The organism is Roseateles noduli (assembly GCF_050626985.1).
Classification (GTDB): domain Bacteria; phylum Pseudomonadota; class Gammaproteobacteria; order Burkholderiales; family Burkholderiaceae_C; genus Roseateles; species Roseateles noduli_A.
Window position 1 is genome coordinate 5,773,590 of record NZ_CP192463.1, and the last position, 20,900, is coordinate 5,794,489.

At 69.1% G+C, this 20,900-nt stretch carries 16 protein-coding genes; 10 read left to right on the top strand and 6 right to left on the bottom strand.

Annotation, left to right across the window (positions count from 1 at the left end):
• Positions 1–13: 13 nt before the first annotated feature.
• From ACQ4L4_RS25225 to ACQ4L4_RS25240, 4 genes are all read right to left on the bottom strand, one after another.
• Positions 14–1,144: a sensor histidine kinase gene (locus ACQ4L4_RS25225; protein WP_431101532.1), complete on the bottom strand. Its 1,131-nt coding sequence runs from the start codon at positions 1,142–1,144 to the stop codon at positions 14–16.
• Between the two features lie 138 nt (positions 1,145–1,282).
• A complete protein-coding gene (locus tag ACQ4L4_RS25230) occupies positions 1,283–1,858 on the bottom strand; it encodes a DUF2878 domain-containing protein (protein WP_431101533.1) in 576 nt (191 codons plus the stop codon).
• On the bottom strand, positions 1,855–3,426 hold the full coding sequence (locus ACQ4L4_RS25235) for a cryptochrome/photolyase family protein (RefSeq protein ID WP_431101534.1): 1,572 nt from the start codon (positions 3,424–3,426) through the stop codon (positions 1,855–1,857). The genes ACQ4L4_RS25230 and ACQ4L4_RS25235 overlap by 4 nt, the downstream gene beginning before the upstream one ends.
• 326 nt (positions 3,427–3,752) lie before the next feature.
• Positions 3,753–6,452 (bottom strand): TonB-dependent receptor, encoded by a 2,700-nt coding sequence (locus tag ACQ4L4_RS25240; protein ID WP_431101535.1) that lies wholly within the window; start codon positions 6,450–6,452, stop codon positions 3,753–3,755.
• Between the two features lie 274 nt (positions 6,453–6,726).
• On the opposite strand from ACQ4L4_RS25240, the gene ACQ4L4_RS25245 reads away from it, so the two are divergent.
• The 6 genes from ACQ4L4_RS25245 to ACQ4L4_RS25270 all read left to right on the top strand — a co-directional run bounded on the left by ACQ4L4_RS25245 (position 6,727) and on the right by ACQ4L4_RS25270 (position 13,876).
• Positions 6,727–8,136 carry a cyanophycinase gene (locus ACQ4L4_RS25245; protein WP_431101536.1) on the top strand — a complete coding sequence of 470 codons (1,410 nt, stop codon included), beginning with the start codon at positions 6,727–6,729 and terminating at the stop codon, positions 8,134–8,136.
• 2 nt (positions 8,137–8,138) lie between these two features.
• Complete coding sequence (locus ACQ4L4_RS25250) at positions 8,139–9,257, top strand: succinylglutamate desuccinylase/aspartoacylase family protein (protein ID WP_431101537.1); 1,119 nt, start codon at positions 8,139–8,141, stop codon at positions 9,255–9,257.
• An 8-nt stretch (positions 9,258–9,265) separates the two neighbouring features.
• The gene (locus ACQ4L4_RS25255) at positions 9,266–10,666 is read left to right on the top strand and encodes a YfcC family protein (RefSeq protein ID WP_431101538.1); all 1,401 of its coding nucleotides are present in this window, start codon (positions 9,266–9,268) and stop codon (positions 10,664–10,666) included.
• A 72-nt stretch (positions 10,667–10,738) separates the two neighbouring features.
• The gene (locus tag ACQ4L4_RS25260) at positions 10,739–12,016 is read left to right on the top strand and encodes a GlxA family transcriptional regulator (RefSeq protein WP_431101539.1); all 1,278 of its coding nucleotides are present in this window, start codon (positions 10,739–10,741) and stop codon (positions 12,014–12,016) included.
• A complete protein-coding gene (locus tag ACQ4L4_RS25265; RefSeq protein ID WP_431101540.1) occupies positions 12,013–13,134 on the top strand; it encodes an arginine N-succinyltransferase in 1,122 nt (373 codons plus the stop codon). The genes ACQ4L4_RS25260 and ACQ4L4_RS25265 overlap by 4 nt, the downstream gene beginning before the upstream one ends.
• Entirely contained in the window at positions 13,124–13,876 is a 753-nt protein-coding gene (locus ACQ4L4_RS25270; RefSeq protein WP_431101541.1) for an arginine N-succinyltransferase, read from the top strand. The genes ACQ4L4_RS25265 and ACQ4L4_RS25270 overlap by 11 nt, the downstream gene beginning before the upstream one ends.
• Before the next feature lie 92 nt (positions 13,877–13,968).
• On the opposite strand, the gene ACQ4L4_RS25275 is transcribed toward ACQ4L4_RS25270, so the two are convergent.
• Positions 13,969–15,339, bottom strand: coding sequence for a cyanophycinase (locus ACQ4L4_RS25275; protein ID WP_431101542.1), 1,371 nt, complete (start codon positions 15,337–15,339; stop codon positions 13,969–13,971).
• A gap of 346 nt (positions 15,340–15,685) precedes the next feature.
• Between ACQ4L4_RS25275 and ACQ4L4_RS25280 the strand changes: the two genes are divergently transcribed.
• The 3 genes from ACQ4L4_RS25280 to ACQ4L4_RS25290 all read left to right on the top strand — a co-directional run bounded on the left by ACQ4L4_RS25280 (position 15,686) and on the right by ACQ4L4_RS25290 (position 18,590).
• Positions 15,686–17,500 (top strand): amidohydrolase, encoded by a 1,815-nt coding sequence (locus tag ACQ4L4_RS25280; protein WP_431101543.1) that lies wholly within the window; start codon positions 15,686–15,688, stop codon positions 17,498–17,500.
• A 74-nt stretch (positions 17,501–17,574) separates the two neighbouring features.
• Entirely contained in the window at positions 17,575–17,898 is a 324-nt protein-coding gene (locus ACQ4L4_RS25285; RefSeq protein WP_431101544.1) for a hypothetical protein, read from the top strand.
• Between the two features lie 26 nt (positions 17,899–17,924).
• The gene (locus ACQ4L4_RS25290; RefSeq protein ID WP_431101545.1) at positions 17,925–18,590 is read left to right on the top strand and encodes a hydrolase; all 666 of its coding nucleotides are present in this window, start codon (positions 17,925–17,927) and stop codon (positions 18,588–18,590) included.
• 210 nt (positions 18,591–18,800) lie between these two features.
• On the opposite strand, the gene ACQ4L4_RS25295 is transcribed toward ACQ4L4_RS25290, so the two are convergent.
• Positions 18,801–19,688 (bottom strand): LysR family transcriptional regulator, encoded by an 888-nt coding sequence (locus ACQ4L4_RS25295; protein ID WP_431101546.1) that lies wholly within the window; start codon positions 19,686–19,688, stop codon positions 18,801–18,803.
• A 271-nt stretch (positions 19,689–19,959) separates the two neighbouring features.
• Between ACQ4L4_RS25295 and ACQ4L4_RS25300 the strand changes: the two genes are divergently transcribed.
• Entirely contained in the window at positions 19,960–20,640 is a 681-nt protein-coding gene (locus ACQ4L4_RS25300; protein ID WP_431101547.1) for a helix-turn-helix domain-containing protein, read from the top strand.
• Positions 20,641–20,900 lie beyond the last annotated feature (260 nt).

Below are 20,900 nucleotides of genomic sequence, written 5' to 3' on the forward strand. Positions count from 1 at the left end.
TCGCCGTGCCGCGTTATTCCAGCCGGTGCAGCGGTACTGCAAGGGTGAAGACGCAGCCCTTTCCCGGCATGTCCTGGACCGTCAATCGTCCGCCGTCCGCCTCGACGCTGCGCCTGGCGATCGACAACCCCAGCCCGAGCCCTCGCTGGTCGTCGAAGCCCTGCTTGAACGGCTCGAACATCGTCTCCGCGCCACCGACCGGAAGGCCACCGCAACGGTCCTCGACGTCCACCAGGATCCAGGCGTCGGAGGTGCGGGCCTGCAGCGAGACTTCGCTGCACGGATGGGTGAACTTGAAGGCGTTCTGCAACAGGTTTCCGAGCGCCGCGGAGAGAAGTTCGCGATTGCCTCTGATCGCCAGATGCGGGTCGACGTCGGCGATCCGGAGTGTGCAGCCGGTGTCTGCCGCGTAGAGCTCCGCCACGCGCCCGGCGTCGGCCAGGAATTTCGCGAGGGAGAAGACTCGCGGCTGCGAGGAGGCCGCCGCCGCATCGCGGATGGTGGCGAGTGAGCGGTCGATCAAGCTCTCCAGCGAGCCGAGACTGCGTTTGAGCACCGCGCCGGTCGAGCCGCCGACCGGAAGCCTTCCGGAGTCCAAGGCCGCGAACGCGAGCTTGGCGATGTGAAGATGGTTCCGCAGCTCATGCGTGAGGAAGCCGAGGCGCTCGTTCTCTTCCGCGGACTGCCGCCGGGCCAGTTCAAGCTCGCGCTGGGTGGCGAACTCGGTCACGGCGTCGGCGATGGCGTTGTCCAGGCAGCGGTTCAGGGTCCGGAACTCGTCGACGGAAAACGGGGCGTCGCGCTCGACGGCAAGGTCGGTGATCGCCTGGCAGAGATCCCCATAGTCATGGACGACCTGGTCGACCGTGTAGCCGAGTCCGAGCAACTCGCCGCCGTGGACAGTCGCCGAGACGCCCATCTCGGACAACGCGGTGGCATCGCCGCCTGCCGGGCCGGAGATTCGCAGCCCGCCGGCAACGTCACCGTCACCTTCCGCTTCGAGCGTGCGCGTCAGTTGGTCGAGGAAGAGCGGCACGCCGTGTACAAGTTGCTCGCGCGTGGCGCCGCGCGATGGCCGCAGGGCGACCTTGTCCTTGCATCGTTGGATGAGCTCGTCGCGGTTGTTCAGGAGGAAACCACGCATGTCGATGGCCCTGGCGGGCTGCGGCGTCGCGCCGGTCGCAGCGGGTGGTGGCGGAAATGACTCGCTTCGCCTTGATCTTTGAGGAGTATGCGCCATCGGACAGGCGTCACCCCCGAACTTGCACCGATCGCGACGTGGTTACCTGGGCGATGGCGCCTGCAAGTTCCCGGGCGCCCTGGAGAACCATCTCGCGGATTCGGTCAGCACCGGCGTCATGACGCCCCATCCCGCGGCCAGAACGGCCAGCGCCGGCCCGGGCGCCGGAAAGCTCCCGGCGCCCAGCCGCACCGCCGCGAGATAGGACAGCGGGCCGCCCACGGCGCCCAGTGCGGCGGCAAGGAGCGGCCGTCCATGCAGCCAGGACAGCGGCCCGCGAAGCAGCGTCGCGAACAGCGCCCACAGCGCGAGGATCCAGACCGGCGCCCAGCCTTCAAGCGGTCCCGGCGACGCGTAATGCACCCAGTCGCCTCTGAGCATCCAGGTATCCCAGGCCAGCCCCATCAGGACCGCCTGCGCTGCCAGGGTGATGTCCGCAACGGGCCGGTCGCTCATGCGCCAGCTGACGAGCACCACGGCGGCCACGGCCAGGACGCCCCACCCGGCCTGCGCCTGCGCCGCGCCGTACACGCACGCGAACCACGCGCCCTGAAAGAGGCAGAACTGGACGATGCCGATCAGGAGTCGCTTCAAGACAGGTCGGGTGGGAATCTTCATTTTTCTTCCTGGGTCATGTCAGCCGCGAAGCGCTCGCGCAGCTGTCGCGCCTGCGCGCTGATCGCGTGCATGTCCGCTTCAGAGAGGCGATCGAGCTGTCGAATCTGAGCACCGAGTCGTGGATGGCGAGCGAATCGCGCCCGGTGCTGGCGCATGAAATCCCAGTAGAGCGTGGTGAACGGGCAGGCCCGAGGACCGACCTTGAGTTCCGGTCGATAGGGGCAGCGCGCGCAATACTGACCGCTGCTCATGCGCTCGATGTACTTGCCGCTGGCGATGTAGGGCTTGCTGGTCATCAAGCCGCCATCGGCGAACTGGCTCATGCCCAGCGTGTTGGGCAGCTCGACCCACTCCACCGCATCCACATAGACGGCGAGGTACCACTCGTGCACCCGATCCGGCTGCACGCCCAGCAGCAGCGCGAACAGCCCGGTGACCATCAGCCGCTGGATGTGATGGGCGTAGCCCAGCGTCAGCGTCTGCCGCAGCGCATCCGCCAGGCAGACCAGGTCCGTCTCCCCGGTCCAGAAGAAGCGCGGCAGCGGCTCGTCGGCGTCCAGCGCATTGGCCTGCGCCAGCGCCGGCATGCGGGTCCAGTAGAGACCACGCACGTACTCCCGCCAGCCCAGCACCTGTCGGATGAAGCCCTCCGCGCTGGCCAGCGGCACCTGGCCCGCGCGCCAGGCCTGTTCGACGCGCGACACCACCTCCCGCGGGCCGATCAGTTTCAGGTTCATGGCGGCCGACAGCTGCGCATGCCACAGCCAGGGCGTGTCCGGCCACAGGGCATCCTGCCAACGGCCGAACTCCGGCAGACGCTCCGCGATGAAGCGGTCCAGCGTCTGCAGCGCCTGCTCCCGCGTCACGGCCCAGTCGAAGTTCTCCAGCGATCCGGGGTGATCGGGGAACTCCCGCGCCACAAGCGCGATCACCTCCCGCGTCACGGCGTCGGGCGCGAAGCCCACTCGCTCCGGCACGAAGCCCGGTCCGCCGCGCGGGAAGGGCTGCTGGTTCTCCGCGTCGAAGTTCCAGCGATCGCCGGCGGGTTCGTCGCCGACCATCAGGACGCCGTGCCGGCGCCGCATGTGCCGGTAGAAGGTCTCCATCCGCAGGCTCCGCCGATCGCCGGCGAAGGCCGAGAACTCCCGCACGGTGCAGAAGAAGTGGCGGTCGTCCCGCAGCTCGATCGTCCCACCCGACTGCGCGGCAGCGCCGCGGAGCGCCTTCAGCACACGCCAGTCGCCCGGCGCGGTCATCAGCACGCGCAGCGGCTGCCAGCGCTGCAGCGCGCGCGACAACTCGGTGCCGAGCGTCCCGGTGTTTCCGGCGTCGTCCAGCCTCACGTAGTCGACGTCCCGACCCAGGCGGCGCAGGACATCGGCGTGATGACGCATGGCCGCGAGAAACAGCGCAATGCGGATCCGGCTGGACCACACGTGCGTCGACTCTTCGCGGACTTCCGCCATCCACACCTTGTCGACGCGCGGATCGAAGTCGTCGAACGCGGAGGACTGCGCATCGAGTTGGTCGCCGAGCACGACGACGAGGGAACGCACGGCGCTCCTCATCGTGCTCATCCCGGCCGGCCCGGCGCCGGACCCCGCGGCAGCAGCACCATCGCGGGGGCCAGGCAGGCGGTCACGGCCAGCCGTCGCACGCGGTGACGCCAGCCGAGGGAGAGAGGTCCGGCGGTCGGGGAGGGAAGCGACGACATACGCGACGGGCGTGCACGGTGGTTGACCGCTCACGCCGGTGAAGCCCTGTGGATGGATCGTCTGTACGTGCGCCGCGCCGTTTCAGATCACAGGGACCTCACCGGGAACTCGCCCGGACCTCACCAGGTCCTCGCCCGGACCTCACCAGGTCCTCGCCCGGACTTCACCCGGCCGTCGCTCTACTTGAACGACAGGTTCACGCTCGCGTAGAAGGTGCGCCCGCGCGGATCCGTGTAGGTCGGGTCGTAGGTCGACAGGAAGTAGTAGCTCTGGTTGGAGAACGGCGGCGCCGTGTCGGCCAGGTTCTGGATGCCGGCGCGCACGCGCAGCATCTTGTTGACCTTCCAGGCGCCCGACACATCCCACAGCGAGTACGCCTTGACGCGGCGCGGCGCCGTGTCCGGCAGGTAGCTGTCGTCCTGGTAGCTCGAGTAGAACGTGTTGCCCAGCGTCACGTTGAAGTCGCCGAACTCCCAGTCCACCGAGGCGCGATGGCGCCAGCGCTGGATGACCTGGTCGTTGAGGAAGCGGCCGACGTTGCTGACATACGGCTCCAGCGGGCCGAACTGGCGCTTGTACGCCAGGATGTAGGTGCCGCTGAGGTTCAGGCCGAAGCGACCCCAGGCGCTCGGGCTGCTGCGCAGGGTGGCCTCCAGGTCCAGGCCGGAGGTCTTGAGCCGGCCCTGGTTCTCCTTGCGCAGCACGATGGTGGGCTCGTCGAATTCGTTGCGTTCGATGTATTGCGCGTAGCGATCGGGGTTCTCGAGGATCGTCTTCTCGTACAGGTCGCTGATGACGTCGCGCTTCTTGATCAGCCAGTAGTCCAGGCTCACGCTCACATCGCGTGCCGGCTCGACGACGATGCCGGCCGAGAACTGCTGCGAGCGCTCCGGCTTCAGGTTGGGGTTGGCTTCCTTGCGGGTGGCCCATTGGTCGAAGCTGTCGAGCACCTTGTCGTAGATGAAGGCCGGGCTGGAGCCGTAGCTCGTGGGCCGGTAGAGCTCGCTGAACGACGGCGCGCGGAAACCGGTCCCGGCCGAGGCGCGCAGCAGCAGCTGGCGGCTGGGCTGGTAACGCAGGCCGAGCTTGGGATTGGTGGTGCTGCCCACGCCCTGGTAGTGGTCGAAGCGCACGGCGGCCTGGACCTCGAGTTCCTTGAGCAACGGCGCGCTGAGCTCCGTGTACGCCGACGCGATGTTGCGGCTGTTGCTCGTGGCCTTGAGCGAGGTGTCCGGCACGCCCGGGTCCAGCGAGCCGTCGCGGTCGCCGCCGATGTTGTTGGACACGAGCAGCGCGGACGGCGTGAACTTCTGGCCTTCGCGGCGCAGCTCGGCGCCCACCGCGATGCCGAGCGAGCCGCCGGCCAGCTCCATCAGCGAGCCCGTCAGCTTGGCGTCCACGCCCTGCGTCGTGCCGCTGGACCTGCGCGCGACGTCGTTGACGCGGATCGACTCGATCAGCGCCTTGCCCGCGGCCGACGACGGCCCGAAGGGATTGATGTCGCCCGACTTCACGCCGGCATCGAGCTGGTCGAAGAGGAAGTAGCCGTTGACGTACTTGTCCTGCGACTTGTTCTTCGCATAGCTCGCGGCGAGCGAGTAGTCCCAGTCGTTGCCGAAGCTGCCGGTGAGGCCGGCCACATAGCGCTCTGCGTCGCTGGTGACTTCGTTGGAGCGGTTGCCCAGTTCGGTGGCCCGCATCCGCACCTCCACCGTGCCGCTGTAGTTGATCGGGCGCGGCAGGTTCCTGTTGAGCGCGGCCACGCTCACGCCGGTGAAGTTGGTCGGGTTGGGCGACAGCACGTAGGTCGTCTCGGCGCGGCTGCGGAGTATCTCCAGGAAGGCTTGGCTGCGATCGTTGATCTTGAGCACGCCGCGGCCGAGGAAGCTGGTCTTGCTCGCGTCGGGATAGATCTCGGTGTCGGCCATGTAGTCGTAGCCGCAGGTCTGGGTGCCGGGCGTGAAGACACTCGCGGGAGGTTGGCAGTCCGGCGCGAAGAGGTTGACCGTGCGATCGGTGAAGGGCTGGCCGCCGATCGTGTAGCCGGCGGCGTTGATGGCGGCGAGTTGCGCGGCGCGCGTCGATGCGGAGCCCGACAGGCGCAGGTTGGCCGGATACGGGCGGCTGGACATGTAGTACGGCAGCAGCTCGGACAGCGGCCGCTCCTTGAGGAAGTCCCGCTGCGTGGAACGCAGGGCGTCGAGCTTCTGCACGTCCAGCACGCCGAAGACGTTGAAGCCCTGCTCGCCCAGGTCGCCGTAGCCGGCGGCCACCGAGGCCGCGCGCTTGCCCGCGCCGCCCTCCTGCGTGCCCGACGCATAGGCGTTGAGGTCCACGCCGCGGTAGTCCTTGCGGGTGATGAAGTTGATGACGCCACCGATCGCATCGGTGCCGTAGATGGCGGAGGCGCCGTCCTTGAGGATCTCCACGCGCTCGATGGCACCGGCAGGGATGTTGTTCAGGTCCACGCCGGCGCTGTCGCCGGGCGAGGCGAAGTTGGCCAGGCGCCGGCCGTTGAGCAGCACCAGCGTGCTGGACACGCCGATGCCGCGCAGGTTCGCGCCGTTGAAGCCGCGCTGGCCGCCGTTGTTGTCGCTGATGCTGGCGCCGTCGGTCAGGCCCGCGGCGTTGCCGCTGATGTTGCGCATCAGCTCGGCGGCGGTGGTGGCGCCGGTCTTGGCGATGTCCTCGCGCTTGATCGTCTGCACGGGCAGGGCGGTCTCGCCCGCCAGGCGCTTGATGCTGGAGCCGGTGATCTCCACGCGCTCCAGGGTCTGGCTGCCGGCCTCCTGCGCGTGGGCGGCGGCAGTGGTGATGAGGAGCAGCAGGGCGGCGGCGTGGGCGATGGCGTGCGGGCGCGAAACCTGTGTGGTGACCATGGGGGGCCTCGAAGAGTTGGGGGAGCTCAGGTCGGCGCCAGGCCGTCCTTGCGGCGCACTCTAGAAGTCGGTGTCCACCGGTCGACATGGGGTTTTGGCGGGGCGGTCGCGCCGATGCAAGACCGCGTCGCTTCGCCGCAAGCCGTGCCACGAGGCCGCGCCTCGCAGGCCCCAACACCTTGCAGCATTGCGACACCGGCTTGCATGCAGGGCACCTCTGAGGTGCAACCCTGTCGCGATCGGCGAGACCGGCCCGCACCATGGCGGCATGCACATGTCCCGCAGTTCATCCCGCCTCGTCCGCCTCGGCCGGCGCGCCGCCGTCGGCGCGTCGCTGGTCGTGTCGGCCATCGCCGCGCAGGCGCAGACCGCGATCGTCATCGGCGGTGCGCTCAAGTTCGACAACGACGCCGTGTGGCAACGCATCGTCGACGAGGCCGGCGGGCGCCAGGCCCGGTTCGTCGTCTTCGCCACCGCGGCCGCCAACCCGGAGCGCTCCGCCGCGCAGATCGTGGATGCGCTGCGCCAACGCGGCGCCGACGCGCAGGCCATTCCCGTCACGCCCAAGCTGTCGCCCGACGCGCTGCAATCGGCCCTGCGTGATCCGGCGCTGCTGGCGAAGGTGCGTGGCGCCCGCGGCGTCTTCTTCTCCGGCGGCGCGCAGGAACTGATCGTCGACACCCTGCAGCCGCAGGGCCGCCCCACGCCGATGCTCGATGCCATCTGGGATGTCTACCGCCACGGCGGCGTGATCGCCGGCACCAGCGCCGGCGCGGCGATCATGAGCCGGGTGATGTTCCGCGACGCGCAGGACGTGCTGCAGGTGATGCACGGGCAGCTGCGCGACGGCGTCGAGATTGACCGGGGCCTGGGCTTCGTCGGCGAGGACCTCTTCATCGACCAGCACTTCCTCAAGCGCGGTCGCATCGGACGCATGCTGCCGCTGATGCTGGCCAAGGGATATCGCTCGGGCCTGGGCGTCGAGGAGAACAGCGCCGCCGTCATCACCGCCCACCAGGCCGAGGTGATCGGCGCGCGCGGCGCACTCTTCGTCGATCTGCGGGACGCGAAGACGGACGCCCGCCTGCCCGCGTTCAACGTCGAGAACGCGCGCCTCACCTACCTGGAACGTGGCGACCGGATCGATCTCAAGACGGGCGCGGTCACCGCGTCGGCCCAGAAGCGCGGCAGCAGCGTCCTGGATCCGGCGGCGTCCGACTTCAAGCCGTACTTCAAGACCGAGCCCTTCTATCCCGACATCCTGGGCGACAACACGATCGTGCAGGCCATGGCGCAGTTGCTGGACAGCCCGGCCAAGGAGTTGCGAGGCCTGGCCGCCCGACTCGACGCGAGCACGAGCACGAGCACGAGCACGAGCACGAGCACGAGCACGAGCACGAGCACGAGCACGAGCACGGGTGCGGGCGCGGGCGCGGGCGCGGGCGCGGGCGCGGGTGCGGGCGCGAAGGCCGACCGCGGCGAGCCGCTCGGCTTCGAGTTCCGCCTGTACAAGGGGCCGGACACGGTGGGCTGGTTCACCGGCGCGTTCGGCGGCGAGGACTACACCGTCGTGAACGTGCATCTGGACGTGCGTCCGGTGCGGGTCGCGTTGCCGCTGTATCGGGCGTTGCCGGCCCCGACGACGCACGGCGCGCCTGCCGTCGGCGCCACGACGAGGCCTTGAGCATGGAGGTCCGTCAACACGAATTGCCTGGCGCCTCGCAAGGCACGCGCCGCGCCCTGTGCAGCCTGCACTTCGGGCGGCGCCTCACCGGCCGCAAGGTCTACCTGCAAGCCTCGCTGCATGCGGACGAAGTGCCCGCGATGCTGGTGGCCCATCACCTGCGCACGCTGCTGGAGGAACTGGACGACGCGGGCGCCCTCCTGGGCGAGATCGTGCTCGTGCCCATGGCCAATCCGATCGGCCTGTCGCAGTCGCTGCAAGGCGCGCATCACGGCCGGTTCGACATGGCCTCGGGCGTCAACTTCAACCGGCAGTTCCAGCATCTGACCGAGCGCATCGCGGCGCGCGTCGAGGGGCTGTTGACCGGCGACGCCGCCACCAATCTCAGCCTCATCCGCGAGTCCGCCCGGCAGGCGCTCGACGAGCACCAGGCGCAGTCGGAAGCGGAGTCGCTGAAGCTGCTGCTCCAGACCCTGGCGATCGACGCCGACATCGTGCTGGACCTGCACTGCGACCACCAGGCCGCGATGCATGTCTACGCGGGCTCGTCGCAGGCGGACACCGCCGGCCTGCTGGCCCGGCGATTGCGCGCCGAGGCGCTGCTGCTCTGCGCCTGCTCGGGCGACGATCCGTTCGACGAGTCGCTGTCGCGCCACTGGTGGGAACTGGCGGAGCGCTTCGGCGCCGCGCATCCCATCCCGCCGGGCTGCTTCGCCGCCACGGTCGAACTCCGCGGCGAGACCGACGTGGACGACGCGCTGGCGATCCAGGACGCCAGCGCGCTGGTGGAGTTCCTGCAGGACACCGGCCACGTGCTGGGCCAACCCCCCGCGATGCCCGCGGCGCGTTGCGAGGCGACGCCGCTCGAAGGCGTGCAGCCGATGGTCGCGCCGGACAGCGGGATCCTGGTGTTCCACCGCGCCATCGGGGACCGCGTGAATGTCGGCGACTGCGTCGCCGACATCGTCGATCCCGCGTCCAGCGCCCGCGTGCCGGTGATCGCGGAAGTCGGCGGCACGCTGTTCGCGCGCCTCTCGCGGCGCTGGGTCACGCGGGGCATGCGCCTGGCCAAGATCGCCGGTCCCACGCCGTACCGCAGCGGCAAGCTGCTCTCCCTCTGAGCCCACCCATGACGTTCCGCAAGCTGCCCAACACCTTCGTCCTGATCTTCGCGCTGCTGGTCCTGATCGCGGCGGCCACCTGGTTCGTCCCCGGCGGCAAGTACGCGACGGTGCTGGTGGACGGCAAGCCGGTCATCGACCCGACGAGTTATCAGGCGGTGGCCAGCCAGCCGCAAGGCGTGGCCGCCGTGCTGATGGCGCCGATCAAGGGCTTCGTCGAAGCCGGCCTGATCATCGGTTTCGTGCTCATCGTCGGCGGCGCCTTCTCGGTGCTGCAGGCCACGCAGGCGATCGACGCGCTCATCAAGGCGGTGGCCCGGGCGCATCAGGACTCCGCCTTCGTGCGGGCGATGCTCATCCCCGGGTTCGTCACGATGTTCTCGCTGGGCGGCGCGACCTTCGGCATGGCCGAGGAGGCAATCCCCTTCGTGCTGATCTTCGTGCCGCTGGCGCTGGCGCTGCGCTACGACACCTTCATCGGCGTGGCGATCCCGTTCGTGGGCTCGCAGGTGGGCTTCGCGACGGCCTTCCTCAATCCGTTCAACGTGGGCGTCGCGCAAGGTCTGGCGGGCGTCCCGCTGTTCTCGGGGCTGGGCTACCGCTTCGTGTGCTGGGTGGTGTTCACCGGCGTGACCATCGCTTTCCTGATGCTGTACGCGCGCAGGATCCGCCAGCGGCCTGAGACGAGTCCCTGCTTCGCCGACGACCAGGACAAGCGCGCCGCGCTGGACCTGCAGGCGATCGCGTCCTTCCCGGGCATCCAGCCGGCGCAGCGCCTGGTGCTGCTGAGCTTCGCGGCCACGCTGGTCGCGATGATCGTGGGCGTCGTGCGCTTCGGCTGGTACATCGAGGAGATCGCCGCCGTGTTCCTGGCCATGGCCATCGTCGTGGGTCTCATCGCCCGCATAGGGCAGGACGAATGGGTGCGCCACTTCCTGACCGGCGCGAAGGACCTGGCGGGGACCGCGCTGGTCATCGCGCTGGCCAAGGGCACGGTGGTGCTCATGCGCGACGCGCAGATCATCGACGCGATGCTGCACGGCCTCGCGCCCTGGGTCGCCTCGGAGCACGCGGTCTTCTCGCTGCACAAGATGTTCGGCATCCAGACGGTCATCAACTTCTTCATCCACAGCGGCACGGGACAGGCCGCGCTGACGATGCCCGTCATGGCGCCCCTGAGCGACCTGGTGCAGGTCAGCCGACAGAGCGCGATCCTGGCGTTCCAGTTCGGCGAGCTCACGACGCCCATCATTCCGACCTCCGGCATCACCGTCGGGGTGCTGAGCCTTGCGCGCATCCCCTTCGGGCGATGGGTCCGATGGATGCTGCCCTTGCAGCTGATCTTCGTCGCGCTCGCGTTGACGATGCTGGCGATTCCGAGCCTGGCGCCGCAGTGGGTGGGGTGGTGATGTCCGCAGCCGAGCGCGCCCGGACGGCCGGCGCGCGCCGACGCTACAGTGGCGTCATGCTCCCGCGCGCCCATGAGTGACTCCCGCTACGCGCCGACCGCCGCCCTGGTGCTGCCCGGGTTCTCGGCGCTGGCGCTGGGCGCCGCGCTGTCGACCTTGCAGGCCGCGGCCGATCTGCTCGACCAGCCGTATCTGCTCGGCCCGCGCGTGCTGTCGTTGACGGGCGGTCTGGTGGCGGGCAGCGCCGGGCTGCGCGCGGGCTCGGAGCCGCTGCGCACGCACCAGCCCTGGGGCCTGGTCGTGGTCGTGGGGCAGGACGCGCATGTCGACATCGGCTTCGATGGGGCCGACCTGGACCAGGGCGAGACCCAGCGTCTCGTGCTCGCCTTGCGCGAGCTGGCTAGCACCGGCTGCGCGCTCTGCGCGAGCGGCAGCGCGATCAGCCTGATGGCGCAGGCCGGGCTGCTCGACGGGCGGCGCGCGGCGTGCCCGTGGAGCAGCGCCGATGCGCTGCAGGCCGAGTTCCCCGCCGTGTTGTGGACCACGCAGCTCTGGGCGAGCGCCGCGGGCGGCCTGACGGCGGGACCATGGGCGGGGTCGTCAGCGGGGCTGTCCGCAGGTCCGTCAACAGCCCCGTCAACAGGCCCGTCAGCGGAACGGGCGGGCGGCATCCTCACCGCCACGAGCGGCGCCGCGCTCGTGGATGCGTTGGTCGCGTGGCTGGGCGCGCGACATGGTGAGCACCTGTTGCCGGACCTCGCGCCGCTGCTCGGACTGGAACGCGGCCGGGCCGCGGCGGAGCCGCAACCCAAGCCGGGACGCCTGAGCCAGACGGCCAGCCCCAAGCTGCGCGACGCGCTCGCGCTGATGGAGGCCAACCTGGGCGAACCGCTGCCGACCGAAGACGTCGCCCGTCTGTGCGGCGTGTCCCGCCGTCAGCTCGAGCGGCTCTTCAAGCGCCACCTCGACACGCTGCCGTCCAGGCATTACCTGGAGCTCCGGTTGCAGCGCGCGCGGCGCCTGCTGCTGCAGAGCGGGCAATCCATCCTGCAGGTGGGACTGAGCTGCGGCTTCTCGTCGGGGCCGCACTTCTCGAACGCCTACAAGGCCCGATTCGGCCGCACGCCTCGCGACGAACGCGCGCCGGGCGCCACCTTGGCCATCGCACCCGCCGCACCCACCGCACTCGCCGCACCCGCCGCAGCCATCGCATCCGCCGCAGCCATCGCACCCACCGCGGTCACCGCGGCCACCGCCCCCCCGGCCGTCGACGACCCGCTGCCGACGGACTCCGTTTCTTCACCCGGTGAGAATCCCTCTTGCCCCCACGATCGAGGAGCGGGCGCTTGAACCCACACGATCTCCTGCTGCGTCCGGCCTCGTGCGCCGACCTGCCGGCGCTGGAGCGCATCGCCGCGTCCAGCGTCCACGGCATCGGCTCGCTGCCCCAGGACCCCGTCAAGCTGCGCCGTCGCCTCGAACACGCCGAGCAGTCCTTCCAGTCCGAGGACGTCGCCAGCGGCGAGGAGTCCTATCTCTTCCTGCTGGAGCACCAGGGGCGCGTCATCGGCTGCAGCGGCATCGCCGCCAGCGCCGGTTTCCACGAGCGCTTCTACAGCTACCGCAACGAGTTCATGGTTCATGCGTCCCGCGGTCTGCGCGTGACCCGGCGCATGCACACGCTGCACCTGTGCCATGACCTCACCGGCTCGACGCTGCTCACCTCGTTCTACATCGAGCCCGAGTTCGAGACCACGGTCGCGCCCGAGCTGCTGTCGCGCGCGCGGCTGCTGTTCATCCGCCGCTTCGCCGATCGCTTCGCGGGCTCGCGCATCGCCGCGGAGATGCCCGGCGTGTCCGATGAACACGGGCACTCGCCGTTCTGGTCGGCGGTCGGCGAGCGCTTCTTCAAGATGAGTTATCCCGAGGCGGAACGCGTGAGCGAAGGCCGCAGCAAATCCCTCATCGCCGACCTCATGCCGCGCACGCCCGTCTACGTCGGCCTGCTGCCGCCGGTGGCGCAGATGAGCATCGGCCAGTTGCATCCCGTGGGCGAGCTGCCGTTCCAGATCCTGTTCCGCGAGGGCTTCGAGACCGACACCTACGTCGATGTGTTCGACGCGGGACCGACGGTCTCGGCCCACCTGGACCAGCTGCAGACGGTGCGTTCCGCGCGGACCTTGACCGCGCCGGCGCTGAACGCACGCGCGTCGCGTGCGGTCCATGGCGCCGTGTCTTCTTCCTCGTCTTCTTCCTCTTCCTCTTCGTTGTCGGGGGCCTGGTACCTGATGGCCGCCGGCGACCGGCAGGCCTTCCGCGCGACGCTGGGCCAGTTAGACGGCGAGGGCGCCGGGGCGAACCTGGGGGCGGACGCGATGCACCGCCTGGGACTCGCGGCAGGCGATCAGGTCGACATCGCGCCGCTGCAACTCGCCGACGCCGCGCAGGAGAGCCGCCATGAGGGTTGAACGCGTCGATGCTCCGGGCGTGCTGGCGGCCGCATGGCGCGACACGATGGCGGGGTGGGTGAATCAACTCGGCGAGCCGGTCCCGACGTCGTTGGCGACCGGACAGTCGCTGTTCCTGCTGATGCAGGACGACCGCGTGCAGGCCTGCGCCCGGCTGGTGCCCGCCCTGTCCGCCCTATCCGCCGATGCCGGCGCTCCCGCTGACACGGTGGGGGCCAGCAAGGCGCTGCGATTCCATTTCCGCGTGGGCAGGCTCGTGCATCTGAGCGAGGAACTGGACCTCTTCAATCCGCAGCAGATCCTGCTGTTGGGCAATGACCTGTGCGACGCCGCCGAGATCACCGATCTGGCCGTCGACCCGGGGGCGCAGGAGGGCGCGCTCAAGCTCGCCCTCCTGCTCAAGAGCATCGTGCAGGCCCGCGAGGGGCAGGGCCGCCTGTCCGTGGATCTGCAGGGCCATCGTGACGCGCGGGGGCTGTCGCCGTTCTGGCAAGGCCTGGGGGCCCGTTTCCTGCCGGAGCAGGGCGACACCCCGGGCGTCGGTCCCCAATGGCGAAGGGACTTCGCGGACCTGCTGCCGGCGTTGCCGCTGTACGCCTCGCTGATGGACGACGCGTCGCGCGCGTGCATCGGCCAGATCGGCCCCGCCGCGCGCGTCGCCCAGGAAGCGCTGCAGGCGGCCGGCTTCCAGCCCGGTGCGCACGTCAAGATCGACGACGCCGGACCGACCTGGCAGCGCTGAGCGTCGGCCGCGCGACCTGCGCTGGCGACCCGCGCTGACGACCTGCGCACGCAGGGGCCTGGTCCAAGGCCTCTGCGCGCGCCGGCGGCGCTTCAGTAGATGTCGACCTTGGCCTTGTCCACCGTGTAGCGGCCGCTGCCGTAATAGCCCTTGGTCGAGGCGTCACGCGTGAAGCGCAGCTTGATGGCGGGGGATCCCGACGGGTAATTCGGTCCGGAGCTGTACGAGGGCACGGGCGCCGTGCCGATGTTGGTCGTCGGCGACTGGTCCACGAGCCGCGTCAGCGACTTGGAGGTCTGCAGCGCCGCGAAGACGTCGGTGGCGTCGAAGTAGCTCGAGTAGTACGGACTGCCGATGGCCGCCTTGGTGCTGGTCACGCTCTTGCTGGCGTAGTTGTAGCGGTCACCGGCGGTGAGCAGGCTGACGCGCAGGCCGTTGACCTTGTAGTACGTGCCCGCCTGCACGCTGGCGGCGGCGGTGTCGATCACGATGAGCGAACTGGCGCCATAGACCGTCGCGGTCTGCGCGGCCGTGTCGACGAGCACGCCGGTGTTCTCGTCCACGCCGAATCCTTGCTGCACGCTCAGATCGCGCAGCGCGGCGGCCAGGCGTCCGAGTCGCCCGGAGCGCGAATCGAAGTGGGTGTCGCTCAGGAGGCTGGAGGGCAGGAAGCCGAGCGCCTTCATCGTGGCGCCGTTCTCCAGCGCGCGCAACGCGGTCGCGCCGTCGCGCGTGTCCATGAGGCTTTGCCACTGCGTCACCGGCTTGTCCTGCAGGTCGGCGCCGAAGTAGAGGTAGCCGTAGCTGACGCCGGACGCGTGCATGGTGGCGTTGAGCGCGTGGTTGCCCGCCGAGTCCCCGGCGATGACGATGTTGCCGTTGCCGTTGCTCCACCGCGAGCGCAACGCGGCGGCCAGGCCCGAGTCGGCCCCGGTGTCGGTCAGGAAGCTGCGGATGATCTTGGCCTGGTCCCCGCCGGCGAACCACACGGCGTCCGCCTGCTGGATCAGCGCGATGTTGGCCTGCCCCTGCGGTGTCGCGGCGCTGCTGTGCACGCCGTAGTTGTCGACGTGCGCGGTGATGAACTTCGGCGAGAAGCCGTGGGTCTGGAACAGGTTGTAGTAGCCGCGCTTGAGCGGCGAGGACCCGGACGCCGGGATGTCGTTCTGGAACGCGTCCAGCCCGGTCGCGTAGCTGTCCTTGGCGGCCGTGATGACGGCGATGCGGGGACAGACCGTCGTGGTCCAGTCGGTGCCGCAGTTGCTGGTGCTGTTGATGTTGGGCGTGAAGTTGGGATCGCGACCCGTGGCCTTCCGAAGGCCGTTGACGAAGAGATCGGTGTTGGCGTCGTCGTACGCGCCGCCGGACAGCAGGAGCTTGCCGGCCTGCGCCGGCGTGGACAGCACGGCGAGGATGCCCAGGACCAAGGCGAGCCGATCGGCCTTGTCGGAGAGATGTCGCATGAGTTGCTCTTTCGCTCGGGGCGACGCGAAGGGGTCGCGCCTCACACCCCGCGGCAACGGTAGTCAGCGAGGTGCTCGCCGGCCATAGCCGCGCTTGCACGATTGCGACCTGTGCTTGCGTCGCCGTGCCGCGTCCGGGAATGTCCTATCCGCACTCGCCCGGATCAACGGGGCCCTCCGGCGGAACGCCAGTCCCCATGAGCGGATCGTGCTGCCGGCAGCAGGAACGATCAGTGACGGCGCGGTACCGCCTCGGCACCATTTCCGTCATTCGACGCATGCGGTGTCCGGCTCGTGGAACGAGATCGGAACAGCGCGGCGTTCTTTCATCTCCATCGAGAGGGAAATGACAGTGAAGCTGAAGCGACTGATCGCAGGTCTGGTGATGATCGGCTTGACCCACGTCCATGCACAGGTCAAGCAGGAGGCGACAGGCGCGGACCTGATCGTTCACAACGCCAGAATCTTCACTGGCAATGCCGCGCAACCCGCCGCCTCCGCCCTGGCCGTCAAGAGCGGGCGCATCTACGCGGTCGGCTCCGAAGCCGAGGTGCTGGCCTTGAAGAGCGCCAACACCCGGGTCATCGACTCCCGCGGCCGCCGGCTCATCCCGGGCCTCATCGACGCGCACACCCACGTGCTCAACGAGGGCGGCTACAACTACACCCTGCGTTGGGACGGCGTGCCGACGCTGCGTCGCGCCCTGGCGATGCTGCGCGAGCAGGCCGGGCGGACCCCGGAGGGGCAGTGGGTGAAGGTGGTCGGCGGCTGGTCGCCCTACCAGTTCGAGGAGAAGCGCTTCCCCACCATCGAGGAGATCCGGCAGGCCGTCCCCAACCGCCCGCTCATCGTGCAGTACGCCTACAACCGCGCCTACCTGAACCAGCAGGCGATGGACGCCCTCGGCGTGGGCACCGACAAGTTCCCCCAGCTGCCGGATACCGTGCTGGAGAAGGACGAGCAGGGCCGGTACACCGGCGTGGTCCATGGCAACACCTTCATGTTCATCGCCATCGAGGCCATGGTTCCCCAGCTCAGCGCGGAGGAGGAACTGAGCTCGCTGATCCAGACGGTCCACAGCCTCAACCGCGTCGGGATCACGTCCATCGTCGACGCCGGCACGGGCTTCCGCGGCTATCCCAAGGCGCAGCGCACCGTGGACGTCCTCGCCCGCGAGAACCGGCTCAACCTCCGCATGCCTTTCGTGGACATCCAGTTCGGCGAGGGGGCCGACTTCAACATGGTGGACGCGCAGATCCAGGCGATCACGAAGACCGCGCCCATCAGTCCCGGGCAGAACCTGCACCCGCAACTGGCGCACGGCCACGTCTACCGCGGCGCCGGCGAGCTGCTGTCGGCGGAGGTGCACGACCACGAGAACTTCGACCGTCCCGCGATCGTCATCCCGCCGGAGAAGTGGCGTGACCTGGTGGAGCGCGACATCGCCAAGCTGATCCAGCGTCGCATCCCTTTCCGCGAGCACATCAGCTACGACGAGAACATCACGCCCTTCCTCGATGCGCTCGAGACGCTGAACCAGAAGACGCCGATCGACGGCCTGCGGTGGAGCCTCGAACACGCCGAGACCATCAGCCCCGCCAACATCGCCCGCGTGAAGGCGCTGGGCGGCGGCATCGCACTTGACACCAAGATGGCGCTGCACGGCGACGGCTTCATCAAGACGCATGGCCTCGAGAAGGCGCTGCAGACCCCCCGCCTGCGCCAGCTCGTGGACAGTGGCATCCCCCTGGCCATGACCACCGACGCCTTCCGCGCGGCCTCGTTCAATCCGTGGGTCGGCATCAGCTGGATGGTGTCGGGCAAGTCGGTCGCCGGCACCGAGGTGCTCGCCAAGGACAACCGGCTGTCGCGCGTCGAAGCGCTGAGGCTGTTTACCCGCAATGCCGCGTGGTTCATGCATGCCGACGCGGAGGTGGGCATGATCGCCCCGGGCTACCTCGCCGACTTCGTGCTGCTGGACAAGGACTACTTCACCGTCGCGGAGTCCCAGATCAAGTCCGTCGGCTCGGTCCTGACCGTCATGGATGGCCGGGTGGTGTACGGCGCGCAGGACTACCAATCGCTGTCGCCGGTGCTGCCCGAGATCTTGCCCGCCTGGTCACCGATCAAGTACTTCGGCGGCTATTACCAAGCTCGATGAGGGGCGCCGCACCCGTCAATGCGCGGGGGCGGTGGTGGCGGTCAGGCGGGGTGAGGTTCGCGGATGTCGTCGTCGTGCATCGCCATCCGCTCATGCGGGCCGGCATCGCTGCGGCCCTCTCTCCGACCCTGCCGGCCTGCGACGTCGGCGGCGCCACCGTGCCCCTCCGGACGGGGCCGGTCGGTCCGCGCCTGCTCGTGCAGGCCGTCATCCAAGCCATGCGCCGCGATCTGGTCGACGAGGGGCGGTACTCGTCGGCGATCGATTCCGACTGTCGTGCGCAAGATCGGACAGTGACCTCTCGCGGCGGCGTCGGCAACATCCCTTCTCACCCGCAGGCGACCCCCCGCCGCGCATCGCCGCGGCGGAGCCTGCTCAATCCCACCGACGGCGCGTGAGCGCCAGATCATTCAAGGACTTATCCATGCCCAAGACCGGTCTTCCCGCATTGCTTCGTCCCGAAGACAGCATCCTTGTCCTGATCGACCATCAGCCCTACCAGTTCGCGAACCTCCACAGCCACGAGCCGACGATGATCACGAACAACGTCATCGGGCTCGCGAAGGGCGCGAAGGTCTTCGACGTGCCGACCATCCTGACCACGGTGATCGAGGAGCGCGGCGGCTACCTGATCAAGGGATTGCAGGACGTGTTCCCCGACCAGAAGCCGATCAACCGCACCTTCATCAACACCTGGGAGGATCCGGCGGTCACCGACATCGTGAAGAAGAGCGGCCGCAAGCAGCTGATCCTCGCGGCGCTGTGGACGGAGATCTGCCTGGCGATGCCGGCCATCCAGGCGTTGGGCGAAGGCTACGACGTGTTCGTCGTCACCGATGCCTCCGGCGGCGTGTCGGCGGAGTCCCACGACATGGCCGTGCGCCGGCTGGTGCAGGCGGGCGCCGTGCCCATCACCTGGATGGCGGTGATCTCCGAATGGCAGCGCGACTGGGCGCGCGTGGAGACTGCCGTTGCGCTGACGGAAGTCGTCCGCGATCATGGCGGCGCCAGCGGCATCGCCTACGCCTGGGAAGTCCAGCTGCTGGAGTCGGCGACCAAGGGGTCCAACATCCCCAAGATCGCCGGCTGAGGGTCAGGTCATGCCGCGGAGGAGAACCCCATGAAGCGTGGACGGCGATCTGCGCTTCGATGATCCGGCGGATGGCACCGGGCACATCGGCTTCGGCGGCTTTGAATGGATGCGTGCCGACGACCGGCCCCGCGCATGTCATCCTTGGATCGATCCCGGTGTTCAGCGGCAAGGCGAGCGGCGAGTAGGTGACCGCCGGGCAGGCGATCCCTAAGCCGCCACGAGATTCGGTGTCTGGTCGAAGTACTCGCGCAGCAACTCGATCAGCACACGGATCTTCCGTGAGGGGTGCGGGCCGGGTGGACGCACGACATAGGCGCCCGCCGTCCGGACGGGATGGCGGGTCATGACGGGCACCAGGGCGCCGGACGCCACATGGCTGTGGGTGAGGCCGTCGGGCAGATAGCCGATGCCCAACCCCGCGACGGCCGCGGCCACCAGCGCCGACCCGTTGTCCGCCTTGAAGCGCCCCTGCGGACGCACCGTGATGACCTCGTCGCCATCCATCAGCTGCCAGCTCTCGGTGCCCTGCATCAGCGCCTCATGCGCCAGGAGCTCCGCGGGGGTCTCGGGCGCGCCCTGGGTCGCGATGTAGGCGGGGCTGGCCACCAGCTTCGCGTGGATCTCGCCGACGCGCGCGGCGACGAGGTTCGAATCGGGCAGGTAGCCGACCCGGATCGCGCAGTCGAAACCTTGCGTGACGAGATCGACGAAGTGGTCGCTGTAGCAGGTCTGGAGGTGCAGTTGCGGGTGACGGCGCGCCATCTCCGCCAGCACGGGGGCGAAGTGCGTCGGACCGAAGGACAGCGGCGCGGCGACGCGCAGGCGCCCACGCAGGTCGCCCGCCGGCAGGACCGTCTCCCGCGCGATGTCGAGCTCCGCGCAGATCCGGGCGGCGTAGTCCCGGAAGGTCATCCCGGCTTCCGTGAGCGCCGCGCCCCGCGTCGTGCGCGCCAGCAGCTGCACGCCGAGGTCGGCTTCCAGCCGCGCGAGACGCCGGCTCACGATGGATTTGGCGACCCCCAGCCGGAGCGCGGCGGGGGAGATGCCTCCCGCGTCCGCCACTTCAACGAAGGTCTTCAGCTCGTCGATATCCACGTCGCGTTCCTGTTCTGGCAACACAGCTGCACGCGCAGCGGGACTACCGTACCACGTAGGGGAATGCGAACATGGTTTCATGACGAGCCCTCCTGAGCTTCCCGAAAATCTGTTGAAACGGGAGACCTCAGGCCGCCGCTGGAACGGGGTCCTGGTGGAGGTGACGGAGTTCACCTGCGGGGGTCGGGTCTTGCATCAGATGCGGCACGGACCCGAGACCCGGCTGGGCGTGATCCTGGAGGAAGTCGGCCGCGGCCGTTGCGAGCCTCGCTTGAGCGCGAACACCCCATGTCCGGTCGACTACAGGCCGCGTCACATGCACTTCGCGCCGGCGGACATCGAGCTCTGGGGGTACACGGCGGATGCGCGTTTCGTCAAGGATGTCAGCCTCAGCTTCGACATGCCGACCTTGTGCGAGCGTCTGCAGATCCCGTCAGGCACAGGTCTGCTCGACGTCCCGAGACTGCGATTCACCGATGACCGGGTGTGGTCGCTGGCGAAGCTGCTGGCCGAGGCGGTGCAGGATCCCGATCCTGGCACGCAGCTGTACGGGGACTCGCTGATCGCGGCGATCGCGGCTCGGCTGCTGGAGCCGCCCAAGACCGCCGACAAGCCGGCGGCGGGCCTGTCTCCGAGGCAGCTGAGGGACGCGATCATGTTCCTGGATGCGCAACTCCCGGCGCGAGTGGATCTGGCGACCCTGTCGGCGTTGGCGGACCTGTCCCAGTCGCACTACAGCCGCGCCTTCAAGGCGTCGACGGGCGTGGCCCCCTACCAATGGCAGTTGCGCGCACGGATCGAGCGGGCGAAGGATCTGTTGATGAACACCTCCCGGTCGCTGGACCACGTGGCCGAGGCCACGGGCTTTGCCGATGCCGTGCACTTCGGTCGGGTGTTCCGCAAGGTGACCGGATCGACACCGGCGGCCTGGCGCCTGGATCGGCTGACCTAGCCTGGCGGGCGTCGTCGTCGACACGATGCTCCCGCGAGGCACGACCTGGCACCGTGCTGGCACGGGCCCGGAACGACGCGCCCCGAAATGGAAAATCCGTGCGAGCAGAGGCTCGTGCCGACTCGCCGGTGCGACTGCCGCTCGTGCTCTTCGCTTGGGTGAACTCATTCGTATGCAAAATCCGTCGATCCGGATTGGTACCGGTACCAATCCTGTGGACATGGGGCATCGATGAGGCATCGCTCGCCCCCGCACGAACA